This window comes from Bacillus sp. N1(2025) (assembly GCF_053470005.1).
This window is the reverse complement of sequence record NZ_JBLTJB010000004.1, coordinates 372,917-395,345: the sequence shown is the minus strand read 5'-3', so window position 1 is coordinate 395,345 and position 22,429 is coordinate 372,917. Positions and strand designations below refer to the sequence as shown.

Here is a 22,429-nt window from a genome sequence, read left to right as displayed (position 1 = left end):
CTGTTTTGGAGAATTTATTTATAGTCTTACATGTTTTTATTATGCTTTTGCTTATAGCAGGTCTGTTTGTCATGCAAAAAAAACACGTTTCCTTTTCTAAACGTGTCTTTACCGCGCTCGGACTAGGCATTGTATTCGGTTTTGCACTGCAATTGATTTACGGGCCGGCTTCACATATCGTGACACAAACGGCCGATTGGTTTAATATTGCCGGCGGCGGTTATGTCAAATTGCTTCAGATGATCGTCATGCCGCTAGTCTTTATTTCTATTCTCGGCGCATTTACGAAGCTGAAACTGACCCATAACATCGGGAAAATCAGCGGACTGATCATTGGGATTTTGATCGCTACAACAGCAATTGCTGCGGCAGTCGGAATTGTTTCGGCGCTTTCCTTTGATCTGAAAGCCGTTCATATCGACCAGGGAAGCACCGAGTTATCAAGAGGCCAGGAGCTGCAGCAAAAATCTGAGGATATGACGGCCAAAACGCTGCCTCAGCAAATCGTTGAGCTTCTGCCGGGAAATCCGTTTCTTGATTTCACGGGGGCCAGACCGACTTCCACCATCGGAGTCGTTATTTTCGCCGCTTTCCTCGGCATCGCTTTTCTGGGCGTGAAACGGAAGCAGCCGGAGCACGCTGCGACGTTCAGCGGAATTGTCGATGCGGTATACGCGATTATTATGCGCGTCGTGACGTTAATTTTAAGATTGACGCCTTACGGGGTATTGGCGATTATGACAAAGACGATCGCGACAAGCGACATCGACAGCATTGCGAAACTGGGGATGTTTGTGATCGCTTCATACGCCGCGCTTATCGTCATGTTTATCATTCACCTGCTGCTGATTACGTTCAGCGGTTTAAATCCGATCACATACGTGAAAAAAGCATTTCCTGTCATGGTGTTTGCGTTTACGTCCCGTTCAAGCGCAGGGGCTTTGCCGCTTAATATTAAAACGCAAAAAAGCATGGGCGTCCCTGAAGGAATTGCGAACTTCGCCGGTTCATTCGGTTTATCGATCGGTCAAAACGGCTGTGCCGGCATTTACCCGGCGATGCTCGCGATGATGATTGCGCCGACAGTAGGGCAAAACCCGTTTGAACCGGGATTCATCATCTCCGTCATCGCCATCGTGGCAATCAGTTCATTCGGTGTAGCAGGCGTGGGAGGCGGCGCGACATTTGCGGCTCTGCTCGTCCTATCCGCTTTGAACATGCCTGTCGCGCTTGCCGGGCTGCTCATTTCAATTGAGCCGTTAATTGACATGGGGCGTACCGCCTTAAATGTGAGCGGCAGTATGACCGCAGGGCTGTTAACAAGTAAAATGACGAAGGAAACCGATACCGCGGTGTACAATGATTCCTCAATCGTCATTGAAGCTGAAGAAGCTTAACAGCAGATCGATGGTTCATTCTCTTATAGAAAAATAATAGATAGAGCGCTAAAACGAAAAATCCTTCATCGTTGAACGAATGAAGGATTTTTTCGTTTCTAATGATTTCCGGGTTCAATTTCTTCCAGCATATTCATCACGGTGCTGTCATTTAAAACATTTACCGCGCTTTCTTCGAAGTGAATCGGCTCGGTATAGTGAGGCTTCGGCGAAGTTTCTTTACTGCGGTCTGCCTGTCCGTCCGTATGGGATGAGCCGGAGTGATTGCGGGAAGTCTGCTCTTGCTGCCTTCCGCCGGAATCCCCGCCGAATGCCTGTTTGATCAGCTCGGCAGGCTGCAATGAGCCGTTTTGTGAATGCCGGGCTTTGTCCGTGTGCTGCTGTCCGCCGGAATCCCCGCCGAACGCCTGTTTGATCAGCTCGGCAGGCTGCGTGGAGCCGTTTTGTGAATGCCGGGCTTTGTCTGTGTGCTGCTGTCCGCCGGAATCCCCGCCGAACGCCTGTTGAATCAGGTCAGCAGGCTGCATGGAATGTGTGCCATCTTTATGCTGCATACTGCCTGAAACCATTCCGGAGATTTTCCGGCGGATTTCGGGTGATAAAGCTGCAATCAGAATCGATGATCCGATCAGCAGCGCTGTCGGGCTGATGCCGCTTTTTTTTCTGAACAAGTTAAATCCCTCCTCATTCAATTGATTACGCTTACCTTTCCCTTTCCTTCTGATATTTATCCAAACCGCTCAGAATGCAAACGGCGTGCATAAATCCCGCCGAATAGAAAAACCTATACGTAAAGTGAGAAAGGAGGAATTCACATGATAAAAAAGCAAGCAGTTATCTCTGCCCTTCTTCTGCCGATGCTGATTACCGCAGGGTGCAGTATGGGGAACCAGGGGGAAGGAAAACGAAATGACAACCGCACCCAGAATGTAAATTACCGCAACACGCCTAACGACGGTGCGACAAATATGAATACAGTGAACCGTCATAACCAAAACACCGATCACAATGACAATCGTAACCTGAGAGTGGCTGATAAAGCCGCTGACAAGGTGACTGATTTAAAAGAAGTTAAAAATGCGACTGTGATCGTTGCCGGAAACAGCGCATATGTTGCCGTTGTTCTGACAAACGGGCAAAAAGGCGCCATCGCCAACCATTTAAAAAATAAAATTACCGATAAGGTGAAATCAGCCGATAAACATGTCCGGACTGTATATGTATCAGCGAACCCGGACTTCGTTGAACGTATGCAAGGCTACGGAAAACGAATCCAAAACGGACATCCTGTATCCGGTCTGTTTGATGAATTCGGTCAAATGGTGCAGCGTGTATTCCCAAACCCCAATAAATAAATGAATGGATAAGCCGCATTTACTGCGGCTTTTTTATTTTATCTGCCGTCACGACCCAGCGCTCCTGAGCATAAAGTAAAGAATGAGATGAAAATTAAAGGATCGGGGAGGGGAGCTTGTTTGCGTGACGGCATGGGGAAACGGGCGGCATTCACTCTGATCCTGTGCGGAGTCCTTGTCATATTGGCTGTCAGTTCAGCCGTTTCAGTAAGTATGATGTACGTCCTGTCAGGCCAAAACAGCCGCTCTGTTCCGACGAAGGAACAAGTGACTGAACACATGAATAAAGAAATTTACAAACATACAGCGATTTACTATACGGCGGATGAAAAGCCGCTCTTGGATCTGACCAAGCTTACGCTGGACCACGCAAAGCGTATCAATCAAATCATTGTCGGCTATAAAGGTGCAGCGCCACTTGAACTCATTTTTTTTTCGGATGAAGCTGAAATGGAGCAATATTCAGGATTGAAAAATGTAGTCGGTTTTTATTCAGAACAGGAGCAGATGATGGGGCTTTTGCCTGAAGAGAAAAAACAGCTTTTGAAAAAAGATGAGCTGGCCGTTTTCATGTATAAGCAATTGATTATACATGAATACACACACTACGCGTTTCATCAAAAAACGCGGCAATTGGGGACGGATACGTCTGTATTTCCGCTTTGGTTTCATGAGGGGCTGAGCGAGTGGGTCGCGCATTATGATGTAGTCATTGATCCGATTGCATTTTCCGTCGTGCCGTTTGATCAATTAACGACCGACCGAAAATGGCAGAAATCGCGTATGGAATATGAAACGGATGTCTATTTGCAAAGCTTCTATATGATAAAGGACTTAACCGAAACATTCGGAGAAGGCATTATCTTAACCATTATCAACAAAACCGCCGAAACACAGGATTTTGAAAAAGGCTTTGAAGCGGCTACGAAAGAAAGCCTAAAACGATTTGAACATGATTTCACAAAAGCATATGAAAAAAAGAAAACGGCATTGGAGAGTCAGGTTTCCAACGCCGTTTTTTAATCAATGGAGGTTTTGCTGCTGCTGTCCCATTTGTCCTTTAATCGGAGGCATTTGCGGCTGTCCCTGGGCCGGTGCAAATGAATTCAGCATGGTCTGCATATCTTGTGCATTGAGCTGAGGAACCTGATAATAACCGTGTTTGTTTTGGTATAAGAAGATTTCAAACGCCATTTCGACATATTGCTGAATTTGGGCGGAAAGCACTCTTCTTGTGACGGGATTGGTCATTTCAAGCGAGCTCATCGTCAAGAGAGAAGCTTGAGCTTTAATCAGGCCGAGCATATGGCCGCTGATCCCGAGATCTTTGACATCATTTAATGATTGATTCGGTTTTTTCGGCTGAGTCGGTTTTATACCGTAGACGGCCTGGTTCTGTTCCTTCATCATATATGTCGACGTTTCCTGAGAAGGCTTTTGGCCGGTTTTAAAGCATTCTGCCGTCAGATTATAGAGTCCGAGAATGAATTGATACTGGCGGTCAAGGATGTCGGCCAGCTGCTGATCCTGTATAAACTGTCTGAGCATCATAAATTGATCCAAAACGCCGACTGTTCCGGCCAGCACTTCATGCATATCGAAAAGCTCATGTCCTCCGTGATTCACTTGCGGTGAACCCGGGATCCCCTGTTTTACTGGCGGCTGCTGCTGATTCTGCTGCTGTTCCACTGGTTGTTTTCCTCCTTCATGTCAAATCATCATTAAGATGTGAAAAAAGCCGATCCGTTATACATCAAGACCTATTTCGTTACGTGGGGATTATTTACTATTTTGTGCCAGTGAAGACAATCTTTACAAAAAAGTGATGTGATTTTTAAGAAAATAAGCTAACGTATTTCTTAGAAGACAGGGGGGGAAATGAATGAAGAAAAAAAGGGGTATGCGTCTTTCGTGCTGTTTGCTGACGGTTTGTTTTATGATGTTCAGCGTGAAAGATGCGGAAGCAATCGGACAAGCCGGATCACTGAATGAAGCTGGAACGGATAAAGCGTATAAAGAACGGCAGACTGAAGACTCGGGCCGTGTCCCGCTCAGAATCATCAGCATGAATGATCTGCACGGAAAAATTGATCAGCAATATGAGCTTGACCTTAACGGAGACGGTAAACCGGATGGCACTTTCGGGCGGATGGACTACGCCGCCGCGTACATTAAAAAGGCGAAAGCCGAGAAAGAACACGCCTTTGTCGTGCATGCGGGCGATATGATCGGGGGCAGCTCTCCCGTGTCAGCCCTTTTTCAGGATGAACCGACAGTAGAATTGATGGAAGACATCGGTTTTGATGTCGGAACTGTCGGCAATCACGAATTCGATGAAGGAACGGATGAGCTTAAACGGATCATCAATGGAGGAGATCATCCGGACGGTAAGGGGACAAGCGGTTATGACGGCCAAAATTTCCCGCTCGTCTGCGCAAACTGTAAACTGAAGTCAGGGGAGTCCTTTCTGCCGCCGTATGAAATCAAATACGTTTCCGGAATTCCGGTCGCATTTATCGGGGTTGTAACCAGATCGGCGGCAGGCATGGTCATCCCGGACGGAATTAAAAATATTACGTTTACGGATGAGGTAAAGGCCGTCAATGACGCTGCCGCTGACTTGAAGAAAAAAGGAATTAAAGCAATCGCCGTACTCGCCCATATGTCTGCTGAACAAAATGGCTCAGCCATCACTGGAGAATCCGCAAAGCTTGCAAGCGGAACAGACTCAGAGATTGATGTGATTTTCGCCGCGCACAATCATAAAGTCGTAAACGGAGAAATCAACGGCAAGCTGATCGTGCAGGCATTTGAATACGGAAAAGCAATCGGAATCGCCGATCTTGAACTTGATAAAGAGTCGAAGGATATCGTGAAAAAATCAGCGGAAATCCAATATATCGATCAAAGTAAAATCAAGCCTGACCCGGCTGCGGCAGGCATATTAAGCAAATATGAAGAGAAAGTGAAACCGATTATCAGCGAAACGGTCGGGGAAGCGGCCCATGATATAACGGGCGGGTATTCAAATGACGGCGACACGGCGCTCGGAAATCTGATTGCCGACGGTATGAAAGCGAAGATGAAATCCGATTTTGCGCTTATGAATGGAGGAGGCATCCGGGACGGCATAAAAAAAGGGCCGATCACATGGGGAGACCTTTATAATGTACAGCCGTTCGGCAATGTGCTGACGAAGCTTGAAATCAAAGGAAAAGATTTGCGGGAGATCATCAACGCGCAAATTTCTCCGGTGTACGGTCCGGATTACAGCATCAGCGGATTTTCCTATACATGGAACACGGAAACCGGACAAGCGGTTGATTTGAAAATGGCGGACGGGACAGACATACAGCCCGAAAAAGGATATACAGTAACAGTCAATCAATTTATGGCGACGGCAGCGGGGGCAAAATACGGTCCGATCGGGAAACTCGGCAAGAATCCGGTGACGGGGCCTGAGGATTTGGAAGCGACAGTAGACTATGTCAAAAGCTTTTCCGCACCGATTTCTTATCAAACCGACGGCCGCATCCGCACGGCATCAGCCGCAAAAACACCTGATGACACCGGCAATCAGCCGGGAAGCGGGGAAACACCGGGCGGCACCAGGCCTGATAAAGGAGAAAAACCTCAAGCGGAAAAACCCGCTAAAAAACCGGATGCAGCAGAACAGCCTGATCAAACCAAAAAACCTAAACGTCCTGTCGCAGAAGAAACAGCATCTGATACAGTGCAGTCAATTCCCGAATCCCGTCCGGCGTCTGCCGCAAATTCGGAACAAAGCACAAAACAGACTGAAAGCGGCACACAAAAAGGCCGCCCATTGCCTGATACTTCAGCGGGCAGCCATCAGACGGCATTGGCCGGCCTGGTGATCACGGGTGCCGGCGTATATTGGCTTTTCAGAAAGAAAAGGGGAACCCGCACACGATGAACAAACTGAAACATATTCCGTTTCTCGTCATCATCGCCGGTATCATCATCACATGTTACGGAAGCTGGAAGATCATTGATTCACATATGAAAACGAACCAATCGCTTGAAGAAGCAAAAAAAGCAACAGAACCTGTCTTGGAAAAGAACGAAACAAAAAGCGCTGTGCTGGCACAGCGCAAAAAAGAATTTCACCCCGAAACGGGTGAGGCAAGCGGCATTTTAGAAATTCCTGAAATCGACGCTGAGCTCCCGATCGTCGAAGGGACTGACGCAGATGATTTAGCAAAAGGCGTCGGACATTATAAGGACAGCTATTATCCGGGCGATCACGGCCAAATTGTGTTATCCGGCCACAGGGACACGGTGTTCCGCCGGACCGGCGAACTGAAAAAAGGAGACAGACTGAACGTGATTTTGTCTTACGGCACGTTTTCTTATAAAATCAGCCGTACAAAAATCGTCAGCCGGGATGATACATCTGTCATCACCCTTCAGCACAAGCGGGAGGAACTGATCCTGACCACTTGCTATCCGTTTTCTTACATTGGAAATGCGCCGAAACGATATATTATATATGCCGACCCGGTTTAAGAAAAATACGTTTCGGTAAAATGAGCCAGATCAGCCGGCATCGGCGCCTCGGCAACGATTTCTTCTCCTGAGATCGGATGGACGACACTGACTTTTTTGGCGTGAAGCGCCTGCCTGTGAAACAGCTTCCTGCTTCCGCCGTACAGGTCATCGCCCGCCAACGGATGGCCGATGCTTGCCATATGCACCCTGATTTGATGTGTTCTCCCGGTTTCCAGTTCAAGCTCTGCCAATGTAAGCCGCGCACCGGGATGATAGCCTTTCACTTTGTAATGGGTGACGGCGGCTTGTCCGCCGGGTGAGACGCGCCGTCTGACGGAATGTGACCTGTCGCGGCCGATCGGCGAGTCAACCATGCCTTTTTTCGGCGTGATTTTTCCTTCCGCCGCGGCGATATAGGTGCGTTTTAATGTTTTGGTTTCGAGCTGACGGTCAAGGATTGCATGGGCCAGGCGGTGTTTCGCGAAAACGACCGCGCCTGACGTGTCACGGTCAAGACGGTGAACGTGGCGCACTTTCGCCTGCTCGCCGTTGATTTGAAAATGGTAAGCGATCAGGTTGCTGAGGGTGCCGGTCTGACCCTCTTCATTTGGATGAGTCGGCATTCCCGCCGGCTTATTTGCAATCAGCATATGATTGTCCTCAAATAAAATGTCCGGCTCTCCGTATTCCGGAGTCACTGAAGAACCCGTTTTTTCCTGAAGATCAATGAATAAGCGATCTCCGGTCTTCAGTATGATGTTGTTTTTCGGGGATGTTCGATTCACCTGAATGCTTTCTTGGTTCATCCATTCCGTAATTACGGGTTTTGACGCCTGGAATTCAGATTTCAGGACTGAAAACAGCCATTGTCCGGCGTGCTTTTCCGTAATCAGGAGTTCCAGACCGCGGTCATTTTGTTTCATATCATAAAGCTCCTTTTCAAGCGGAAAGCGGCTGTTTCAATAGGAAACACTTACCTTAGCTTTCGCGTTTTTTTCTATGCTATTCTTGATAAAGATTAAGGATATTCACATGGCAAGAAAGGTGATTGATGTGAGAATTGTGAACGCAGCGACTGACGGACAAGAAAGCGCGATACAAGAGCTTTCCTCTGAATTGTTTCAAAATGTCTTTCCTCTTTATTTCTCCGAACTGGAAATTCAGCGCTTTAAAAAAAGGGGCGTATTATCATTACAAAACCAACGTTACCAAGGAACTTTAAAAGAAGCGTTTCAAATTATGGCTTGTCTGCAAACGGTACATATCATGCTGTCAAAGCCGCACCCGGTATATGACGTCAAAGAGCGGGCGCTGTTTGATAAAAATTGCGCTTTGCTGAATGAATGCGGAATGAATTTTCCCTTTACCTATGATGATTTCGAGACAGGGGCCGGATCAGAAGCCTGCGGTCACAGAAGGCTGATCTGACGGGTATAAAGAGCCTTTTAACAGGCTCTTTTTTGCTTCCTTGACATGATACCACAATTTCTTTCCTCTAACTCCCTTTATAATGAGACAAATCCCCGAGCATAATAAATGTCGAAAGGGGTGCTTTACAATGAGTTCAATCAAACAATCAATGACTACCCACGTGGCTACCGTTTCTCCCAATCAAACGATTCAGGAAGCGGCTGCGCTGATGCACCAGCATAATGTCGGAGCAATTCCCGTCGTTGACGGAGGGGAATTAAAAGGAATGCTGACAGACCGTGATATCGCATTGAGAACAACGGCTCAAGGCCGCGACGGCCAAACACCTGTTTCACACGTGATGTCTTCTGCAGTTGTATCCGGAAACCCGGAAATGAGTCTTGAAGAGGCGTCACATCTGATGGCCCAACACCAAATCCGCCGCCTTCCCATTGTCGATCAAAATCATCTGGTCGGGATCGTTGCGCTTGGAGACTTAGCGGTCGATCAGCGTTCAAATGAGTCTGCGGGAGCAGCTCTTTCCAATATTTCCAGTCAAAACACACAGTAACGGATGAAGAGAGCTTGCACTCATGCAGGCTCTTCTTTCCGTGAGAATGCTACATTTTGAACGCGAAAGAAATTCACGGTATAGTGTATACATAGGTCAGTACGTTTAGCTAAAGGAGCTGTAACCATTGATAAAAGCATTAATCTTTGATTTTGACGGGTTAATTTTAGATACAGAAACCCATGAATATGAAGTGCTGCAGGAAATGTTTGAAGAACACGGTTCAACATTGCCTTTATCCGTCTGGGGAAAGGTGATCGGAACGGCCGCGGGGTTTAAGCCATTCGCATATTTAGAGGAGCAGCTGGGAAGAAAGCTCGATCATGATGAACTGACGGCGATCAGGCGCGGGCGCTTCGAACAGCGGATGAAGACGGAAACGGCGCGCCCCGGGGTGGAAGCTTATTTAGCCGCGGCAAAAGAATTAGGATTGAAGGTGGGGCTCGCTTCCAGCTCAGATTTTAAATGGGTGTCGGGCCATCTGAAGGAATTAGGCCTGTTTGATGAATTTGAAGTGATTCAGACGGCTGACGACGTAGAAGAAGTGAAGCCGAATCCGGAGCTCTATCTGAAAGCTGCGGAACATTTAGGCGTTGAACCATCTGAATGTCTGGCCTTTGAGGATTCGGTCAACGGCTCAATCGCAGCCAAACGCGCCGGAATGAAATGTGTCATCGTCCCGAATAAGGTAACAAGCGCCCTGTTATTTGAAGAATACGATCACAGACTGGAATCGATGGCGGAAATGGAACTTGAATTACTCTTACAGCGATTGAACGATCAAAACGAACCGGCAGGGGGAAGCAGCATTGTCTGAGAAACTTGATCTGACCCGTTTTGAAAAGAAAATGGTCATACGGAATATGGAAGAGAAAGATATCAACAAAATTATTGAGCTGCAAAAGGATTGTTTTCCGGGGATGGAGCCGTGGGAGCCTGAGCATTTAATCAGCCATCTCGCGCACTTTCCGGAAGGTCAGTTTTGCGCCGAGTATGAAGGGGAAATTATCGGTTCATGCTCAAGCCTGATCATCAATTTCGATGAATATGATGACCGCCACACGTGGCAGGACATTACAGACGATGGTTATATCACGAACCACAACCCGGACGGATTGAATCTGTACGGGATTGAGGTAATGGTTCACCCGGAATACAGACGGATGAAAATCGGACACCGGCTGTATGAGGCGAGAAAAGACTTGGCGAGACGATTGAATCTGAAAAGCATCATTATCGGCGGGCGGATTCCGAATTATCATAAGTATGCGGAAGAAATGACGGCGAGAGCCTATGTCGAACAGGTGACGCGCCATCAGATTTATGATCCGGTGCTTTCTTTCCAGCTGATGAACGGATTTACGCTCATGCGGATCAATCCGAATTATCTCCCGGATGACACCGCGTCCATTAAATATGCGACATTAATGCAATGGAACAATGTCGATTACTTGCCGCAGTCGAAGCGCTATTACAAATCGGCATTTCCGGTGCGCATTTGCGTCATTCAATATGAAATGAAAAAGATTTACTCCTTCGAGGAATTTGCCAATCAGGTTGAATATTATGTCGATGTGGCTTCCGATGCGAGATCTGATTTCGCGGTGTTCCCGGAAATTTTCACGACGCAGCTCATGTCATTTCTCGAGGAGCGTTCTCCGAGTCTGGCCATTCAGAGGATTACCGAATATACCGAGGACTATATCAGCCTCTTTACAGATCTGGCGGTGAAATATAATGTCAACATCATCGGCGGCTCTCACTTCGTTGAAGAAGAGGGGAAAATTTATAACATCGCCTACTTATTCAGACGTGACGGCACGATTGAAAAACAATATAAGCTTCACATTACGCCGAATGAGCGGAAATGGTGGGGCATCAGCGCCGGAGACAGGGTGCGCGTATTTGATACGGACTGCGGAAAGATCGCCATTCAGATCTGTTACGATATCGAATTTCCGGAGCTTGCGAGAATTGCCGCCGATCAAGGGGCGAAAATTATCTTTACGCCGTTCTGCACTGAAGACCGCCAAGGCTACTTGCGCGTAAGGTACTGCTCTCAGGCGAGAGCGGTTGAAAACCAAATTTACACCGTCATCTCAGGTACGGTCGGAAACCTTCCGCAAACAGAAAATATGGATATTCAATACGCGCAGTCAGCCATTTTTGCTCCGTCTGATTTTGAATTCGCCAGAGACGGAATCGTCGGTGAAACGAATCCGAATATCGAAATGGTCGTGATCGGGGACGTGGACCTTGAAATCTTAAGAAGGCAGCGTGAAAACGGAACCGTGCGCCAGCTGAAAGACCGGCGCAAAGATATTTACCGGATTACGCACCTGAAATAAAAAAACGCCCGCTCCGCTTAAGGGGCGGGTTTTTTATAAAAACACTTGCGCCGGCCCCGGTTTCGGGATATGCTCTTGTAGCCCTTTCGCTTTCTGGGAGAAAGCGTTTTTTTAATTGCCGCCGCTTTATTGACTCGCCCATGCCGCGCCTTTATATTCTTATTAAGAGGAAAACTTCACCAAGAGAATCGGCGTCAGAAGCCGGGCAGCTTTCGATACAGTGCAATGATATTGAAAGGGAGATGAGCGGTGTGGAACATGTACAAAAAAATCAGTCACTCAAACAAAAGGATAAAGAGCTGATTTGGCACGCGATGAAAGGGGCGGAGCCGGATGACAGCATAATCGTTCAAAAAGGGGAAGGCGCCTGGGTTACGGACATTGACGGCAGACGGTATTTGGACGGCATGTCAGGCCTGTGGTGCGTCAATATCGGATACGGGAGAAAGGAGCTTGCCGATGCGGCTTACAGCCAATTGAAGGAGCTTCCTTATTATCCGCTGACCCAAAGCCATCAACCCGCGATTGAGCTTGCGGAAAAACTGAATGAATGGCTCGGCGGCGATTATGTGATCTTCTTTTCCAACAGCGGATCGGAAGCAAATGAAACCGCGTTCAAAATTGCCCGCCAATACCACATTGAAAACGGCGATCACAGCCGCTTCAAATTCATCTCCCGGTACAGAGGCTATCACGGCAATACGATGGGGGCGCTCGCCGCTACCGGCCAGGCGCAGAGAAAATATAAATATGAGCCGCTCTCACAAGGGTTTTTGCATGCGGTGCCGCCTGATCTTTATCGGAATCCCGGAGATGCCGTCACATTGGAAAGCGCGCATGACATCGACCGGATCATGACGTGGGAGTTAAGCGAAACGATTGCCGGCGTTATTATGGAACCGATTATTACAGGCGGAGGGATACTGATGCCTCCGGACGGGTATATGGCAAAGGTAGAGGACATTTGCCGCCGCCACGGCGCGCTTCTGATCAGTGATGAAGTCATTTGCGGTTTCGGCCGCACGGGAGAGCCGTTCGGATTTCAGCATTACGGCGTTTCACCGGACATCGTCACAATGGCAAAAGGCATTACGAGCGCTTATCTGCCGCTGTCGGCAACGGCAGTAAAACGGGAGATTTTTGAGGCGTATTCGGGCGGTGAGCCGTACGGCCGCTTCCGGCACGTGAATACATTCGGAGGCAATCCGGCAGCCTGCGCCCTGGCTTTGAAAAACCTGCAATTGATGGAGGACGAAAATCTGATCGCCCGCTCCCGTGAGCTTGGAGAAAGGCTGCTCCGTGAGCTTGAGCCGCTCAGAGAACATCCGGCGGTCGGAGATGTACGGGGCAAGGGCCTTCTTGCCGGCATTGAGCTCGTCAAGGACAAAATCACGAAGGAACCCGCTGATGCCGCTCTTGTGCAGCACGTCATCACCGCGTGCAGAGAAAAAGGCCTGCTTGTCGGGAAAAATGGCGATACTGTAGCGGGATATAATAATGTCATTCAGCTGTCTCCGCCTTTTTGCCTGTCGGACGAGGAGCTCTCTTTCATCATTTCGACCGTCAAGGAAAGCGTGCTGAGCATTGATTTTTAATGTAAAGGAGTAAAACATGAGTTTTCACAACCAGCAGATTCTACCGGCAATCCGGAACATGAAGCAATTCGATGCATTTTTAGAAAGTCCGTTCTTATACGGCGTCATTTTAGATATCCACCTCGGTCAATTAAAAGGTGTCGTGAATGAAGCAAAAAAACACGGAAAACTTCTGATGGTTCACGTCGATTTAATTCACGGCATTAAGCATGACGAATACGGTGCGGAGTTTATTTGTCAGGAAATCCGGCCCGCGGGCATCATTTCGACGAGATCATCAGTCATCGTCAAAGCGAAACAAAAGAAAATATACGCGATCCAGCGTCTGTTTCTCTTGGATACGAGCGCCATGGAGAAAAGCATGGAATTCGTCGGAAAGCATAAGCCTGACTTTATCGAGGTTCTCCCGGGCATCGTTCCGACTTTAATCAGAGAAATTAAAGAAATGACGGGGATTCCGATTTTTGCCGGCGGCTTCATCCGCACGGAGCAGGACGTTGAAAACGCCTTGCAGGCAGGAGCCACAGCCGTGACGACTTCAGACACCGAACTATGGGCTAAATATGAACATTCTATGACAAAAAAAGATTGACACCGCTTACACCCATTGTTACAATAGACCTAGGTTAATACTATGTGATGGAGACCCGGAGACCCACAACAGCTCTTTACGGAAGCAATAAAGCGTAAAGCGGTTTGTTGTGGGTTTTTTATTCTCTATAACTCTGTCAAACCTGCTATTTTGTCATTTAGGAGGAATGATGATGACAGCATTTTGGGGAGAAGTAATCGGTACAATGCTGCTTGTTATTTTCGGCGGCGGCGTTTGTGCGGGAGTCAACTTAAAGAAATCGCTTTCATACCAATCCGGATGGATTGTTATTGTATTCGGCTGGGGATTGGGAGTAGCCATGGCGGCATATGCCGTCGGCAGTATCAGCGGCGCCCACTTGAATCCGGCTTTAACGATAGGCCTTGCGCTTGAAGGCAGCTTTCCTTGGAAAGAGGTCCCTGTTTATATTGCGGGGCAGATGATCGGAGCAATGATCGGTGCGGTTGTTGTGTACCTTCATTATCTGCCGCATTGGAAGGCGACGGATGATCCGGCCGCTAAACTGGGCGTTTTCTCGACCGGCCCGAGTATTCCTCATACATTTGGGAATATGATAAGTGAAGTCATTGGTACGTTTGTGCTTGTGCTCGGCATTTTGGCAATCGGAGCGAATGAATTTACAAAAGGGCTGAACCCGCTGATTGTCGGATTCCTCATCGTTGCCATCGGGATTTCTCTTGGAGGGACGACCGGATATGCGATCAACCCTGCGCGGGATTTGGGGCCGAGAATCGCTCACGCCTTTCTGCCGATTCCGAAAAAAGGGCCGTCAAATTGGAAATATGCCTGGATTCCCGTAGTCGGTCCGATCATGGGCGGTGCGTTCGGCGGCGTATTTTACAATGCCGCGTTTAAAGGAAATGTGACACCTAGCTTTTGGTTTGTAAGCGTTATAATGGTTGTAGTGCTTTTCATACTCTATATTTATACCAAGAAATCTCAATCACGGAAAATATTATCAAATTCTGAATATATTTAAAAAGGAGAGCGGCATCATGGAGACCTATATTTTATCAATTGACCAAGGCACAACAAGTTCAAGAGCGATTCTTTTTAATAAAGAAGGAAAAATCGTGCATTCCGCTCAAAAGGAATTCACACAGCATTTCCCTCAGCCGGGCTGGGTGGAGCACAATGCGAACGAAATCTGGGGATCGGTGCTCGCCGTTATCGCGACTGTGATCTCCGAGTCCGGAATCAGCGCTGATCAAATTGCCGGCATCGGCATCACGAACCAAAGGGAAACGACGGTCGTATGGGATAAAGATACCGGAAAGCCGGTATACAATGCGATTGTGTGGCAATCGAGACAAACATCCGGCATTTGCGAAGAGCTTCGTGAAAAAGGATATAATGATACATTCAGAGAAAAAACGGGACTTTTGATCGACCCTTATTTCTCAGGAACGAAAGTCAAATGGATTCTTGACAATGTAGAAGGCGCGCGGGAAAAAGCGGAAAACGGAAATCTTCTGTTCGGAACGATTGATTCATGGCTCATCTGGAAAATGTCCGGAGGGGCGGCGCACGTAACGGATTATTCCAACGCTTCAAGAACGCTGATGTTTAATATTCATGAATTAAAATGGGATGACGAGCTGCTTGATATTTTAGGCGTGCCGAAATCAATGCTGCCGGAAGTGAAACCGTCTTCTCATGTGTACGCGAAAACGGTTGATTATCATTTCTTCGGTAAAAACATTCCGATTGCGGGAGCGGCGGGAGACCAGCAGTCAGCGCTGTTCGGCCAGGCGTGCTTTGAAGAAGGCATGGGGAAAAACACATACGGCACAGGCTGCTTTATGCTGATGAATACCGGAGAAAAAGCCATCACTTCTGATCACGGCCTCCTGACGACAATCGCCTGGGGATTAGACGGAAAAGTCGAGTATGCGCTGGAAGGAAGCATCTTTGTCGCAGGTTCTGCCATCCAATGGCTGAGAGACGGCATGCGGATGTTCCAGGATTCAAAAGAAAGCGAGACATACGCAGAGCGTGTGGATTCCGCTGACGGTGTTTATGTCGTGCCCGCTTTCGTCGGATTAGGCACACCGTACTGGGACAGTGACGTGCGCGGCTCAGTTTTCGGCCTGACACGCGGAACGACGAAGGAGCATTTTATCCGGGCTACGCTTGAATCTCTCGCTTATCAGGCGAAAGATGTACTTGATGCCATGGAGGCTGATTCAGGCATCTCTTTAAAAACATTGCGTGTAGACGGCGGAGCGGTAAAAAATAACTTCCTCATGCAGTTCCAAAGCGACTTGCTTGATGTGCCGGTCGAACGTCCGGAAATTAATGAAACGACGGCGCTCGGTGCCGCGTATTTGGCCGGAATCGCTGTCGGATACTGGAAGGACAGCACTGAAATCGCCGATCAATGGAACCTTGATAAGCAATTCAAACCGGAAATGGAAGATAAAAAACGCGATGAATTGTACGGCGGATGGAAAAAAGCAGTAAATGCAGCTATGGCTTTTAAATAAGATAAAAATGTGGTATACTGAAAACAAGTTAATAGGAACGGTCCTGAGATGAGGAGAGACCACAGCACCAAAGTGATGACATGCGCTTTGGCTGTTGTGGTCTCTTTTTCTATACCGTGACAACAAGGAGGAAACGTAATGATGAATCACCAATTTTCAAGTTTGGAACGGGATCATATGCTGGAAGACATGACTAAAAAAACATACGATCTGTTTATTATAGGCGGAGGTATTACGGGTGCCGGTACGGCGCTTGACGCAGCTTCAAGGGGAATGAAAGTCGCTTTGAGCGAAATGCAGGATTTCGCGGCCGGCACATCAAGCCGATCCACAAAGCTTGTCCACGGCGGTTTGCGTTATCTGAAGCAATTTGAAGTCAAAATGGTTGCAGAAGTCGGTAAGGAACGTGCCATCGTGTACGAAAACGGCCCGCACGTCACGACGCCGGAATGGATGCTGCTGCCGTTTCATAAAGGCGGCACGTTCGGTTCATTCTCTACTTCTATCGGCCTGCGTGTGTATGACTATTTAGCGGGAGTAAAAAAATCAGAGCGCAGAAGCATGCTGTCTGCTAAAGAAACGCTGCAAAAAGAGCCGCTCGTCAAAAAAGACGGCTTAAAAGGCGGAGGCTATTATGTAGAGTACCGGACGGACGATGCGAGACTGACGATTGAAGTCATGAAAGAAGCCGTTAAATTCGGTGCGGAGCCTGTCAACTACTCTAAAGTGAAAGAACTGCTTTATGAAAAAGGAAAAGTTGTCGGCGTTTTAATTGAAGATCTGCTGTCAGGCAAGGAATACAAAGTTTACGCCAAAAAAATCGTCAATGCGACAGGTCCGTGGGTCGACGAGCTGAGAGAAAAAGACCACAGTAAAAGCGGAAAACATCTTCAGCACACAAAAGGGGTCCATCTCGTATTCGACCAATCCGTATTCCCGCTTAAACAGGCGGTATACTTTGATACACCGGACGGCCGGATGGTGTTCGCCATTCCGCGTGAAGGAAAAACATACGTGGGTACGACCGATACGGTTTACAAACAAAAACTTGAGCATCCGCGCATGACGGTGCAGGATCGCGATTATGTCGTCAGCTCCATCAATTATATGTTCCCGGAACTGAACATTACGGCGGACGATATTGAATCAAGCTGGGCCGGCCTCAGACCGCTTATTCACGAAGAAGGGAAAGACCCGTCTGAGATCTCCCGTAAAGATGAAATCTGGACATCTCAATCAGGCCTGATTACGATCGCCGGAGGAAAACTGACGGGCTACCGTAAAATGGCTGAGCACATTGTCGATCTTGTCCGCGACCGCTTGAAAGAAGAGGGCGGCCAGGACTTCGGCGGCTGCAAGACGAAGACGATGCCGATTTCCGGCGGACATGTCGGCGGCTCTAAAAACTTCGAGTCATTTGTGGAAGCAAAGACAAAAGACGGCTTGAAAATCGGTTTATCACAGGAAACCGCTAAGCAGTTAGCCATCAGATACGGCTCTAACGTTGAAAATGTATTCAGCCGGATTGAAGGTCTGAAAGACGAAGCGGAAAAACGCCAGATTCCGGTTCACATTCTGGCTGAAGCGGCTTACAGCATCGAAGAAGAAATGGCTGCGACACCTGCCGATTTCTTCGTCCGCAGAACGGGAAGACTGTTCTTCGACATCAAATGGGTGCAAACGTATAAAACGGCCGTGATTGATTACATGAGCGACCGATTCCAATGGAATGACGCAACGAAAGAAAAACACACTGAGTGGTTAAATACGCTGCTGCACGACGCGGTTGTTCCGCTCGAACAATAATAACCGGAGGGCTGTGCCGAAAAGGCATGAGCCCTTCTTTTATCTTCTTACATAAAGCATTTGGTTAGGTTATCAAGTGACACGGGCAGCCGATTCATATTAAAATATGGTCATAAGCTGAAATTATAGGAGGACGAACATGAGTTGGAGTAAGAGCTACGAACGCTGGAATCAGGCCGAACAATTAGATTCAGAATTGAAAAAATTATTGGCGGACGCAGAAGGAAACGAGCAGCTGCTGGAAGATTTTTTCTACAAAAATCTTGAGTTCGGAACAGGAGGCATGAGAGGAGAAATCGGGCCGGGTACGAACAGGATGAATATTTACACGGTCCGCAAAGCATCCGCCGGACTTGCGGCGTATATCGAAAAACAGGGAGAAGACGCGAAAAAAAGAGGGGTTGCGATCGCATACGACTCCCGTCATAAATCTCCTGAGTTTGCGATGGAAGCTGCAAAAACCCTTGCTTCCCAAGGCATTCAAACATACGTATTTGATGAGCTCCGCCCGACGCCTGAGCTGTCTTTTGCGGTGAGAAAGCTGAACGCTTATGCCGGTATCGTCGTGACGGCCAGCCATAACCCGCCTGAATATAACGGATATAAAGTGTATGGCGATGACGGCGCACAGCTGCCGCCGAAAGAAGCGGACATCGTCATTGCGGAAGTGAATGCCATAGAAAATGAATTAACGATTCAAGTTGAAGATGAACAGTCGCTGAAAGAAAAAGGTTTGATTAAAATAATCGGTGAAGAAATTGATAAACCGTATACTGAAAAACTGACTTCCATCTCCGTACATCCCGAGCTTTCGGATGAAGTGGATGTCAGCGTCGTGTTCACTCCGCTGCACGGCACGGCAAATAAACCGGTACGCCGCGGTCTTGAAGCACTCGGTTACAAAAACGTCACCGTCGTAAAGGAGCAAGAGCTGCCGGACCCGGATTTTTCAACCGTCAAATCGCCGAATCCGGAAGAGCACGCGGCATTCGAATATGCCATTAAACTCGGAGAAGAACAAAATGCCGATATTCTCGTCGCTACGGACCCGGATGCCGACCGTCTCGGCATTGCCGTAAAAAACAGCGAAGGCAAGTACACAGTGCTGACGGGAAACCAGACAGGCGCGCTTTTATTGCATTACCTGCTTTCCGAGAAGAAAAAACAGGGCACCCTTCCTGAAAACGGTGTCGTCATGAAAACGATTGTCACGAGCGAATTGGGCCGCGCCGTCGCTTCATCGTTCGGGTTAGATACGATTGACACGCTGACAGGCTTCAAATTTATCGGTGAAAAGATCAAAGAATATGAAAAAACAGGCCAATACACGTTCCAGTTCGGGTATGAAGAAAGCTACGGCTACTTAATCGGCGATTTCGCGCGTGACAAAGACGCGATCCAGGCTGCGCTGTTAGCCGTCGAGGTATGCGCCTTTTATAAAAAGCAGGGCATGTCTCTTTATGACGCGCTGCTGTCCATTTTTAAAGAATACGGTTATTACCGTGAAGGTTTGAAGTCATTGACGTTAAAAGGAAAACAGGGAGCAGAGCAGATTTCCGCTATCCTGACTTCATTCCGAAACGATCCGCCGAAGCAGATGGCCGGAAAACAAATCACACAGGCTGAGGACTATTCAACGGGAAAACGGACTGTATTTGCCGATCATCGTGAAGAAGATATTGATCTTCCGAAGTCAAATGTCCTGAAATATTTCCTTGAAGACGGCTCTTGGTTCTGCCTTCGTCCATCGGGAACGGAGCCGAAAGTGAAGTTCTATTTCGCCGTGAAGGGAACTTCTTTACAAGACAGCGAACAGCGTCTTGCCGCATTATCTGAAGCCGTCATGAAAACGGTGGATGGCATAGTGGAAAATACGAAATAAACAACAACCGCCGGAAGCGACATCCGGCGGTTTTTTTTACGTCTCATCCGAAAGTATGAGGAAAATTCATGCTGAAAACAAAGGAATATACAGAAAAGAATTGATATAATATGGATAATTCTGATTGGCCGGAGTGAGGGAAATTGACGAAAACGACGGTAGAAACGTTAAAAACGTTAAAAGCGATTGCGGAAACCTTAAACCAAAGCCACGATTTAAAGGAAGCGCTTGATAAAGTGCTCCGCGAACTGCTCAGCCTGACCGGGCTGCAGACAGGGTGGATTTTTCTGATTGAGCCGGACGGGTCTTATACGCTCGCCGCATCCGCTTATTTACCGCCGGCTCTCGGTCAGCGGGAAAATGCACTCATGTGCAGCGGGGAATGCTATTGTCTTACCAAATTCAGCAATGGCGGATTGACAAAAGCCGTAAACATAATGAATTGTAAACGGATTGAATTTGCGGAACAGACGACGAACTGCCGCGATACGGAGGGCATTACCCATCATGCGACCGTACCGCTTGAGGACGGCGGCCGGAAGTTCGGTTTATTAAACGTCGCCGCAAGTGAAAAGACATTTTTCAACGAAGAAGAACTGCATCTGCTTGAAGCGGTTGCATTTCAAATCGGAACGGCGATTCAGCGGATGAAATTGGCCGAATTTGAGCAGCAGAACGCCCTGTTGATGGAACGAAGCAGACTTGCGCAAGAGCTGCATGATTCCGTCAATCAGATGCTGTTTTCTGTCAGCTTAACGGCAAAAGCCGCAAAGAGCTTTACAGATGATGATCGACTCCGGCAGATGATTACGTTTATTCAAGAGCTGTCTCAGGATGCGCTAACAGAAATGAGGGCGCTTATTTGGCAGCTGAAGCCGGAAAGTTTGACGAAAGGGCTGTATGCGTCGATCAAAAGCTATGCCGCTCTTATCGGCCTGGAAGCCGTTTGTGAAATGGAGGATGAGCTGGAGCTTACGGATGAACAGGAACACGCGCTTTGGCGGATCGCCCAGGAAGCCTTGAATAACTGTAAAAAGCATGCGGGAACGGACCGGGTTATCATTTCCGCCGTTAAAAAGCCGGATTGCGCTGAGCTTCACATCAGCGACCGTGGAGCGGGCTTCAGCGCTGATGCGCACGCTGTGCTCCCATCGCTCGGCGTGGCCGGCATGAAAGCGCGGGCTGAAGCGATCGGAGGCCGCTTTACACTGCAATCCGAGCTTGGCGCCGGAACGATTGTCTCCGTTCGGCTTCCGTTTCGGGACAGGAGGTCTGATTGATGAAAATTGTGATTGCTGATGATCATCACGTTGTCCGCAAAGGACTGCGCTATTTCTTCGCCACTCAGGAAGACATTGAAGTTGTCGGTGAGGCGTCCACCGGTGCTGAAGCGCTTCAGCAAGCTGAAAAGACGGAGCCGGACATCATTCTGATGGATTTATCAATGCCTGATATGGACGGCATAGAAGCGGCAAAAATTGCGGCTGAACGATTTCCGGACATCAGTATCGTCGTTTTGACGAGCTATTCTGATCAGGAGCATGTCATTCCCGCCCTTAAAGCCGGCGCAAAAGCATATCAGCTGAAAGACGCCCAGCCCGATGACTTAGTGAAAACGCTCCGGGAAGTGTATTCCGGACGTTACCGGCTGTCGGCGGATATTGTGCCTCACGTGCTGACCCATATGGTTCAGGATGATCAGGATAAGGAAAAATATTATCAGCTGACCCCCCGTGAAAAAGATGTTCTTCAAGAAATAGCCAAAGGGAAAAGCAATAAGGAAATTGCGGCGGCACTGTGTATTTCTGAAAAAACAGTGAAGACCCACGTATCCAACCTGCTGTCAAAGCTGAATCTTTCCGATCGGACGCAGGCGGCATTGTATGCGGTAAAATATAATATTTTTGGAAAGGCGGTAAAATTATGAGCATATTAGTGATCAGCGGAACACCGAGAAAAAACGGGCGGACTAGAATTGCCGCTTCTTATATCAGAGATCGGTTTCATACCGATTTTATTGATTTGAGCGAAAGTGAACTGCCGCTTTATAACGGTGAAGAAGAACAGAACGAGCTGCCTTCAGTGCAAGAGTTAAGGCGGCAGGTGAAAAAGTCGGCGGCCGTCGTCTTATTATCTCCCGAGTATCACAGCGGCATGAGCGGCGCTTTAAAAAACGCCATCGATTTTTTAAGCAGCGATCACTGGGCATACAAACCGGTGGCAATCATTGCCGCGGCGGGCGGAGGAAAAGGAGGCATGAACGCGCTGGCGAATATGCGGACGGTCATGCGGGGCGTTTATGCAAATGTCATCCCGAAACAGCTGGTCTTAGACCCGATTCACATTGACATGGAGCGCCGGACCGTATCTGAGGATATAGCGGTCAGCCTGAAAGAGATGATCGAAGAGCTGAATATGTTCACAAACACAAGAAATCCCGGCGTCTGACGCCGG

At 48.1% G+C, this 22,429-nt stretch carries 21 protein-coding genes; 18 read left to right on the top strand and 3 right to left on the bottom strand.

What is annotated here, in order from left to right; all coding sequences use genetic code 11:
* Positions 1 to 5 precede the first annotated feature (5 nt).
* Positions 6 to 1,397, top strand: coding sequence for an L-cystine transporter (locus ACNFN4_RS12390; protein WP_014417276.1), 1,392 nt, complete (start codon positions 6 to 8; stop codon positions 1,395 to 1,397).
* Positions 1,398 to 1,495: 98 nt separating this feature from the next.
* Here ACNFN4_RS12390 and ACNFN4_RS12385 read toward each other — a convergent pair whose 3' ends face one another.
* Entirely contained in the window at positions 1,496 to 2,068 is a 573-nt protein-coding gene (locus ACNFN4_RS12385; RefSeq protein WP_448200207.1) for a hypothetical protein, read from the bottom strand.
* 144 nt (positions 2,069 to 2,212) lie between these two features.
* Between ACNFN4_RS12385 and ACNFN4_RS12380 the strand changes: the two genes are divergently transcribed.
* Complete coding sequence (locus tag ACNFN4_RS12380) at positions 2,213 to 2,752, top strand: YhcN/YlaJ family sporulation lipoprotein (protein ID WP_003155362.1); 540 nt, start codon at positions 2,213 to 2,215, stop codon at positions 2,750 to 2,752.
* Between the two features lie 120 nt (positions 2,753 to 2,872).
* On the top strand, positions 2,873 to 3,775 hold the full coding sequence (locus tag ACNFN4_RS12375; protein WP_025649518.1) for a hypothetical protein: 903 nt from the start codon (positions 2,873 to 2,875) through the stop codon (positions 3,773 to 3,775).
* Here the strand turns inward: ACNFN4_RS12375 and ACNFN4_RS12370 are convergent, their stop codons facing one another.
* On the bottom strand, positions 3,776 to 4,441 hold the full coding sequence (locus tag ACNFN4_RS12370; RefSeq protein ID WP_448200206.1) for a spore coat protein: 666 nt from the start codon (positions 4,439 to 4,441) through the stop codon (positions 3,776 to 3,778).
* A gap of 193 nt (positions 4,442 to 4,634) precedes the next feature.
* Between ACNFN4_RS12370 and ACNFN4_RS12365 the strand changes: the two genes are divergently transcribed.
* Together ACNFN4_RS12365 and ACNFN4_RS12360 are read left to right on the top strand one after the other, a co-directional pair.
* A complete protein-coding gene (locus ACNFN4_RS12365; protein ID WP_448200205.1) occupies positions 4,635 to 6,689 on the top strand; it encodes a 5'-nucleotidase C-terminal domain-containing protein in 2,055 nt (684 codons plus the stop codon).
* The gene (locus ACNFN4_RS12360; RefSeq protein ID WP_038461316.1) at positions 6,686 to 7,282 is read left to right on the top strand and encodes a class D sortase; all 597 of its coding nucleotides are present in this window, start codon (positions 6,686 to 6,688) and stop codon (positions 7,280 to 7,282) included. The genes ACNFN4_RS12365 and ACNFN4_RS12360 overlap by 4 nt, the downstream gene beginning before the upstream one ends.
* Here the strand turns inward: ACNFN4_RS12360 and ACNFN4_RS12355 are convergent.
* Positions 7,279 to 8,187: an RluA family pseudouridine synthase gene (locus tag ACNFN4_RS12355; RefSeq protein WP_022553621.1), complete on the bottom strand. Its 909-nt coding sequence runs from the start codon at positions 8,185 to 8,187 to the stop codon at positions 7,279 to 7,281. The two genes, ACNFN4_RS12360 and ACNFN4_RS12355, sit on opposite strands and share 4 nt — an antisense overlap.
* Before the next feature lie 109 nt (positions 8,188 to 8,296).
* Here ACNFN4_RS12355 and ACNFN4_RS12350 point away from each other — a divergent pair, with 109 nt between their 5' ends.
* From ACNFN4_RS12350 to ACNFN4_RS12290, 13 genes are all read left to right on the top strand, one after another.
* Positions 8,297 to 8,692: a DUF5365 family protein gene (locus ACNFN4_RS12350; protein WP_007408448.1), complete on the top strand. Its 396-nt coding sequence runs from the start codon at positions 8,297 to 8,299 to the stop codon at positions 8,690 to 8,692.
* A gap of 130 nt (positions 8,693 to 8,822) precedes the next feature.
* Complete coding sequence (locus tag ACNFN4_RS12345; protein WP_007408449.1) at positions 8,823 to 9,245, top strand: CBS domain-containing protein; 423 nt, start codon at positions 8,823 to 8,825, stop codon at positions 9,243 to 9,245.
* Between the two features lie 127 nt (positions 9,246 to 9,372).
* Complete coding sequence (locus ACNFN4_RS12340; RefSeq protein ID WP_003155347.1) at positions 9,373 to 10,062, top strand: HAD family hydrolase; 690 nt, start codon at positions 9,373 to 9,375, stop codon at positions 10,060 to 10,062.
* Positions 10,055 to 11,593 (top strand): bifunctional GNAT family N-acetyltransferase/carbon-nitrogen hydrolase family protein, encoded by a 1,539-nt coding sequence (locus tag ACNFN4_RS12335; protein ID WP_007408451.1) that lies wholly within the window; start codon positions 10,055 to 10,057, stop codon positions 11,591 to 11,593. Before ACNFN4_RS12340 ends, ACNFN4_RS12335 begins: the two co-directional genes overlap by 8 nt.
* 242 nt (positions 11,594 to 11,835) lie before the next feature.
* Positions 11,836 to 13,188, top strand: a complete 1,353-nt coding sequence (locus tag ACNFN4_RS12330) for an aminotransferase (RefSeq protein ID WP_448200204.1) — start codon at positions 11,836 to 11,838, stop codon at positions 13,186 to 13,188.
* A gap of 16 nt (positions 13,189 to 13,204) precedes the next feature.
* On the top strand, positions 13,205 to 13,780 hold the full coding sequence (locus ACNFN4_RS12325; protein ID WP_448200203.1) for a glycerol-3-phosphate responsive antiterminator: 576 nt from the start codon (positions 13,205 to 13,207) through the stop codon (positions 13,778 to 13,780).
* Between the two features lie 172 nt (positions 13,781 to 13,952).
* Positions 13,953 to 14,780: an MIP/aquaporin family protein gene (locus ACNFN4_RS12320; RefSeq protein WP_021494903.1), complete on the top strand. Its 828-nt coding sequence runs from the start codon at positions 13,953 to 13,955 to the stop codon at positions 14,778 to 14,780.
* Positions 14,781 to 14,796: 16 nt separating this feature from the next.
* Positions 14,797 to 16,287: a glycerol kinase GlpK gene (gene glpK, locus ACNFN4_RS12315; protein ID WP_095060939.1), complete on the top strand. Its 1,491-nt coding sequence runs from the start codon at positions 14,797 to 14,799 to the stop codon at positions 16,285 to 16,287.
* Positions 16,288 to 16,425: 138 nt separating this feature from the next.
* Positions 16,426 to 18,093 (top strand): glycerol-3-phosphate dehydrogenase, encoded by a 1,668-nt coding sequence (glpD, locus tag ACNFN4_RS12310; protein ID WP_014417285.1) that lies wholly within the window; start codon positions 16,426 to 16,428, stop codon positions 18,091 to 18,093.
* Positions 18,094 to 18,232: 139 nt separating this feature from the next.
* Positions 18,233 to 19,975, top strand: coding sequence for a phospho-sugar mutase (locus ACNFN4_RS12305; protein ID WP_014417286.1), 1,743 nt, complete (start codon positions 18,233 to 18,235; stop codon positions 19,973 to 19,975).
* Between the two features lie 143 nt (positions 19,976 to 20,118).
* Positions 20,119 to 21,255, top strand: a complete 1,137-nt coding sequence (locus ACNFN4_RS12300) for a GAF domain-containing sensor histidine kinase (RefSeq protein ID WP_014417287.1) — start codon at positions 20,119 to 20,121, stop codon at positions 21,253 to 21,255.
* Positions 21,255 to 21,902 (top strand): response regulator, encoded by a 648-nt coding sequence (locus tag ACNFN4_RS12295; protein ID WP_448200202.1) that lies wholly within the window; start codon positions 21,255 to 21,257, stop codon positions 21,900 to 21,902. Before ACNFN4_RS12300 ends, ACNFN4_RS12295 begins: the two co-directional genes overlap by 1 nt.
* Positions 21,899 to 22,423 (top strand): NADPH-dependent FMN reductase, encoded by a 525-nt coding sequence (locus tag ACNFN4_RS12290; RefSeq protein WP_448200201.1) that lies wholly within the window; start codon positions 21,899 to 21,901, stop codon positions 22,421 to 22,423. Before ACNFN4_RS12295 ends, ACNFN4_RS12290 begins: the two co-directional genes overlap by 4 nt.
* Positions 22,424 to 22,429: the final 6 nt, after the last annotated feature.

What these genes read in the sequence shown, in the direction of transcription:
- ACNFN4_RS12380 (WP_003155362.1), top strand. Translation starts at nt 2,213, where the DNA reads ATGATAAAAAAGCAAGCAGTTATCTCTGCCCTTCTTCTGCCGATGCTG.
- ACNFN4_RS12365 (WP_448200205.1), top strand. Translation starts at nt 4,635, where the DNA reads ATGAAGAAAAAAAGGGGTATGCGTCTTTCGTGCTGTTTGCTGACGGTT.
- ACNFN4_RS12360 (WP_038461316.1), top strand. Translation starts at nt 6,686, where the DNA reads ATGAACAAACTGAAACATATTCCGTTTCTCGTCATCATCGCCGGTATC.
- ACNFN4_RS12355 (WP_022553621.1), bottom strand. Translation starts at nt 8,187, where the DNA reads ATGAAACAAAATGACCGCGGTCTGGAACTCCTGATTACGGAAAAGCAC.
- ACNFN4_RS12350 (WP_007408448.1), top strand. Translation starts at nt 8,297, where the DNA reads ATGGCAAGAAAGGTGATTGATGTGAGAATTGTGAACGCAGCGACTGAC.
- ACNFN4_RS12345 (WP_007408449.1), top strand. Translation starts at nt 8,823, where the DNA reads ATGAGTTCAATCAAACAATCAATGACTACCCACGTGGCTACCGTTTCT.
- ACNFN4_RS12330 (WP_448200204.1), top strand. Translation starts at nt 11,836, where the DNA reads ATGAGCGGTGTGGAACATGTACAAAAAAATCAGTCACTCAAACAAAAG.
- ACNFN4_RS12325 (WP_448200203.1), top strand. Translation starts at nt 13,205, where the DNA reads ATGAGTTTTCACAACCAGCAGATTCTACCGGCAATCCGGAACATGAAG.
- ACNFN4_RS12320 (WP_021494903.1), top strand. Translation starts at nt 13,953, where the DNA reads ATGACAGCATTTTGGGGAGAAGTAATCGGTACAATGCTGCTTGTTATT.
- glpK (WP_095060939.1), top strand. Translation starts at nt 14,797, where the DNA reads ATGGAGACCTATATTTTATCAATTGACCAAGGCACAACAAGTTCAAGA.
- glpD (WP_014417285.1), top strand. Translation starts at nt 16,426, where the DNA reads ATGATGAATCACCAATTTTCAAGTTTGGAACGGGATCATATGCTGGAA.
- ACNFN4_RS12305 (WP_014417286.1), top strand. Translation starts at nt 18,233, where the DNA reads ATGAGTTGGAGTAAGAGCTACGAACGCTGGAATCAGGCCGAACAATTA.
- ACNFN4_RS12295 (WP_448200202.1), top strand. Translation starts at nt 21,255, where the DNA reads ATGAAAATTGTGATTGCTGATGATCATCACGTTGTCCGCAAAGGACTG.
- ACNFN4_RS12290 (WP_448200201.1), top strand. Translation starts at nt 21,899, where the DNA reads ATGAGCATATTAGTGATCAGCGGAACACCGAGAAAAAACGGGCGGACT.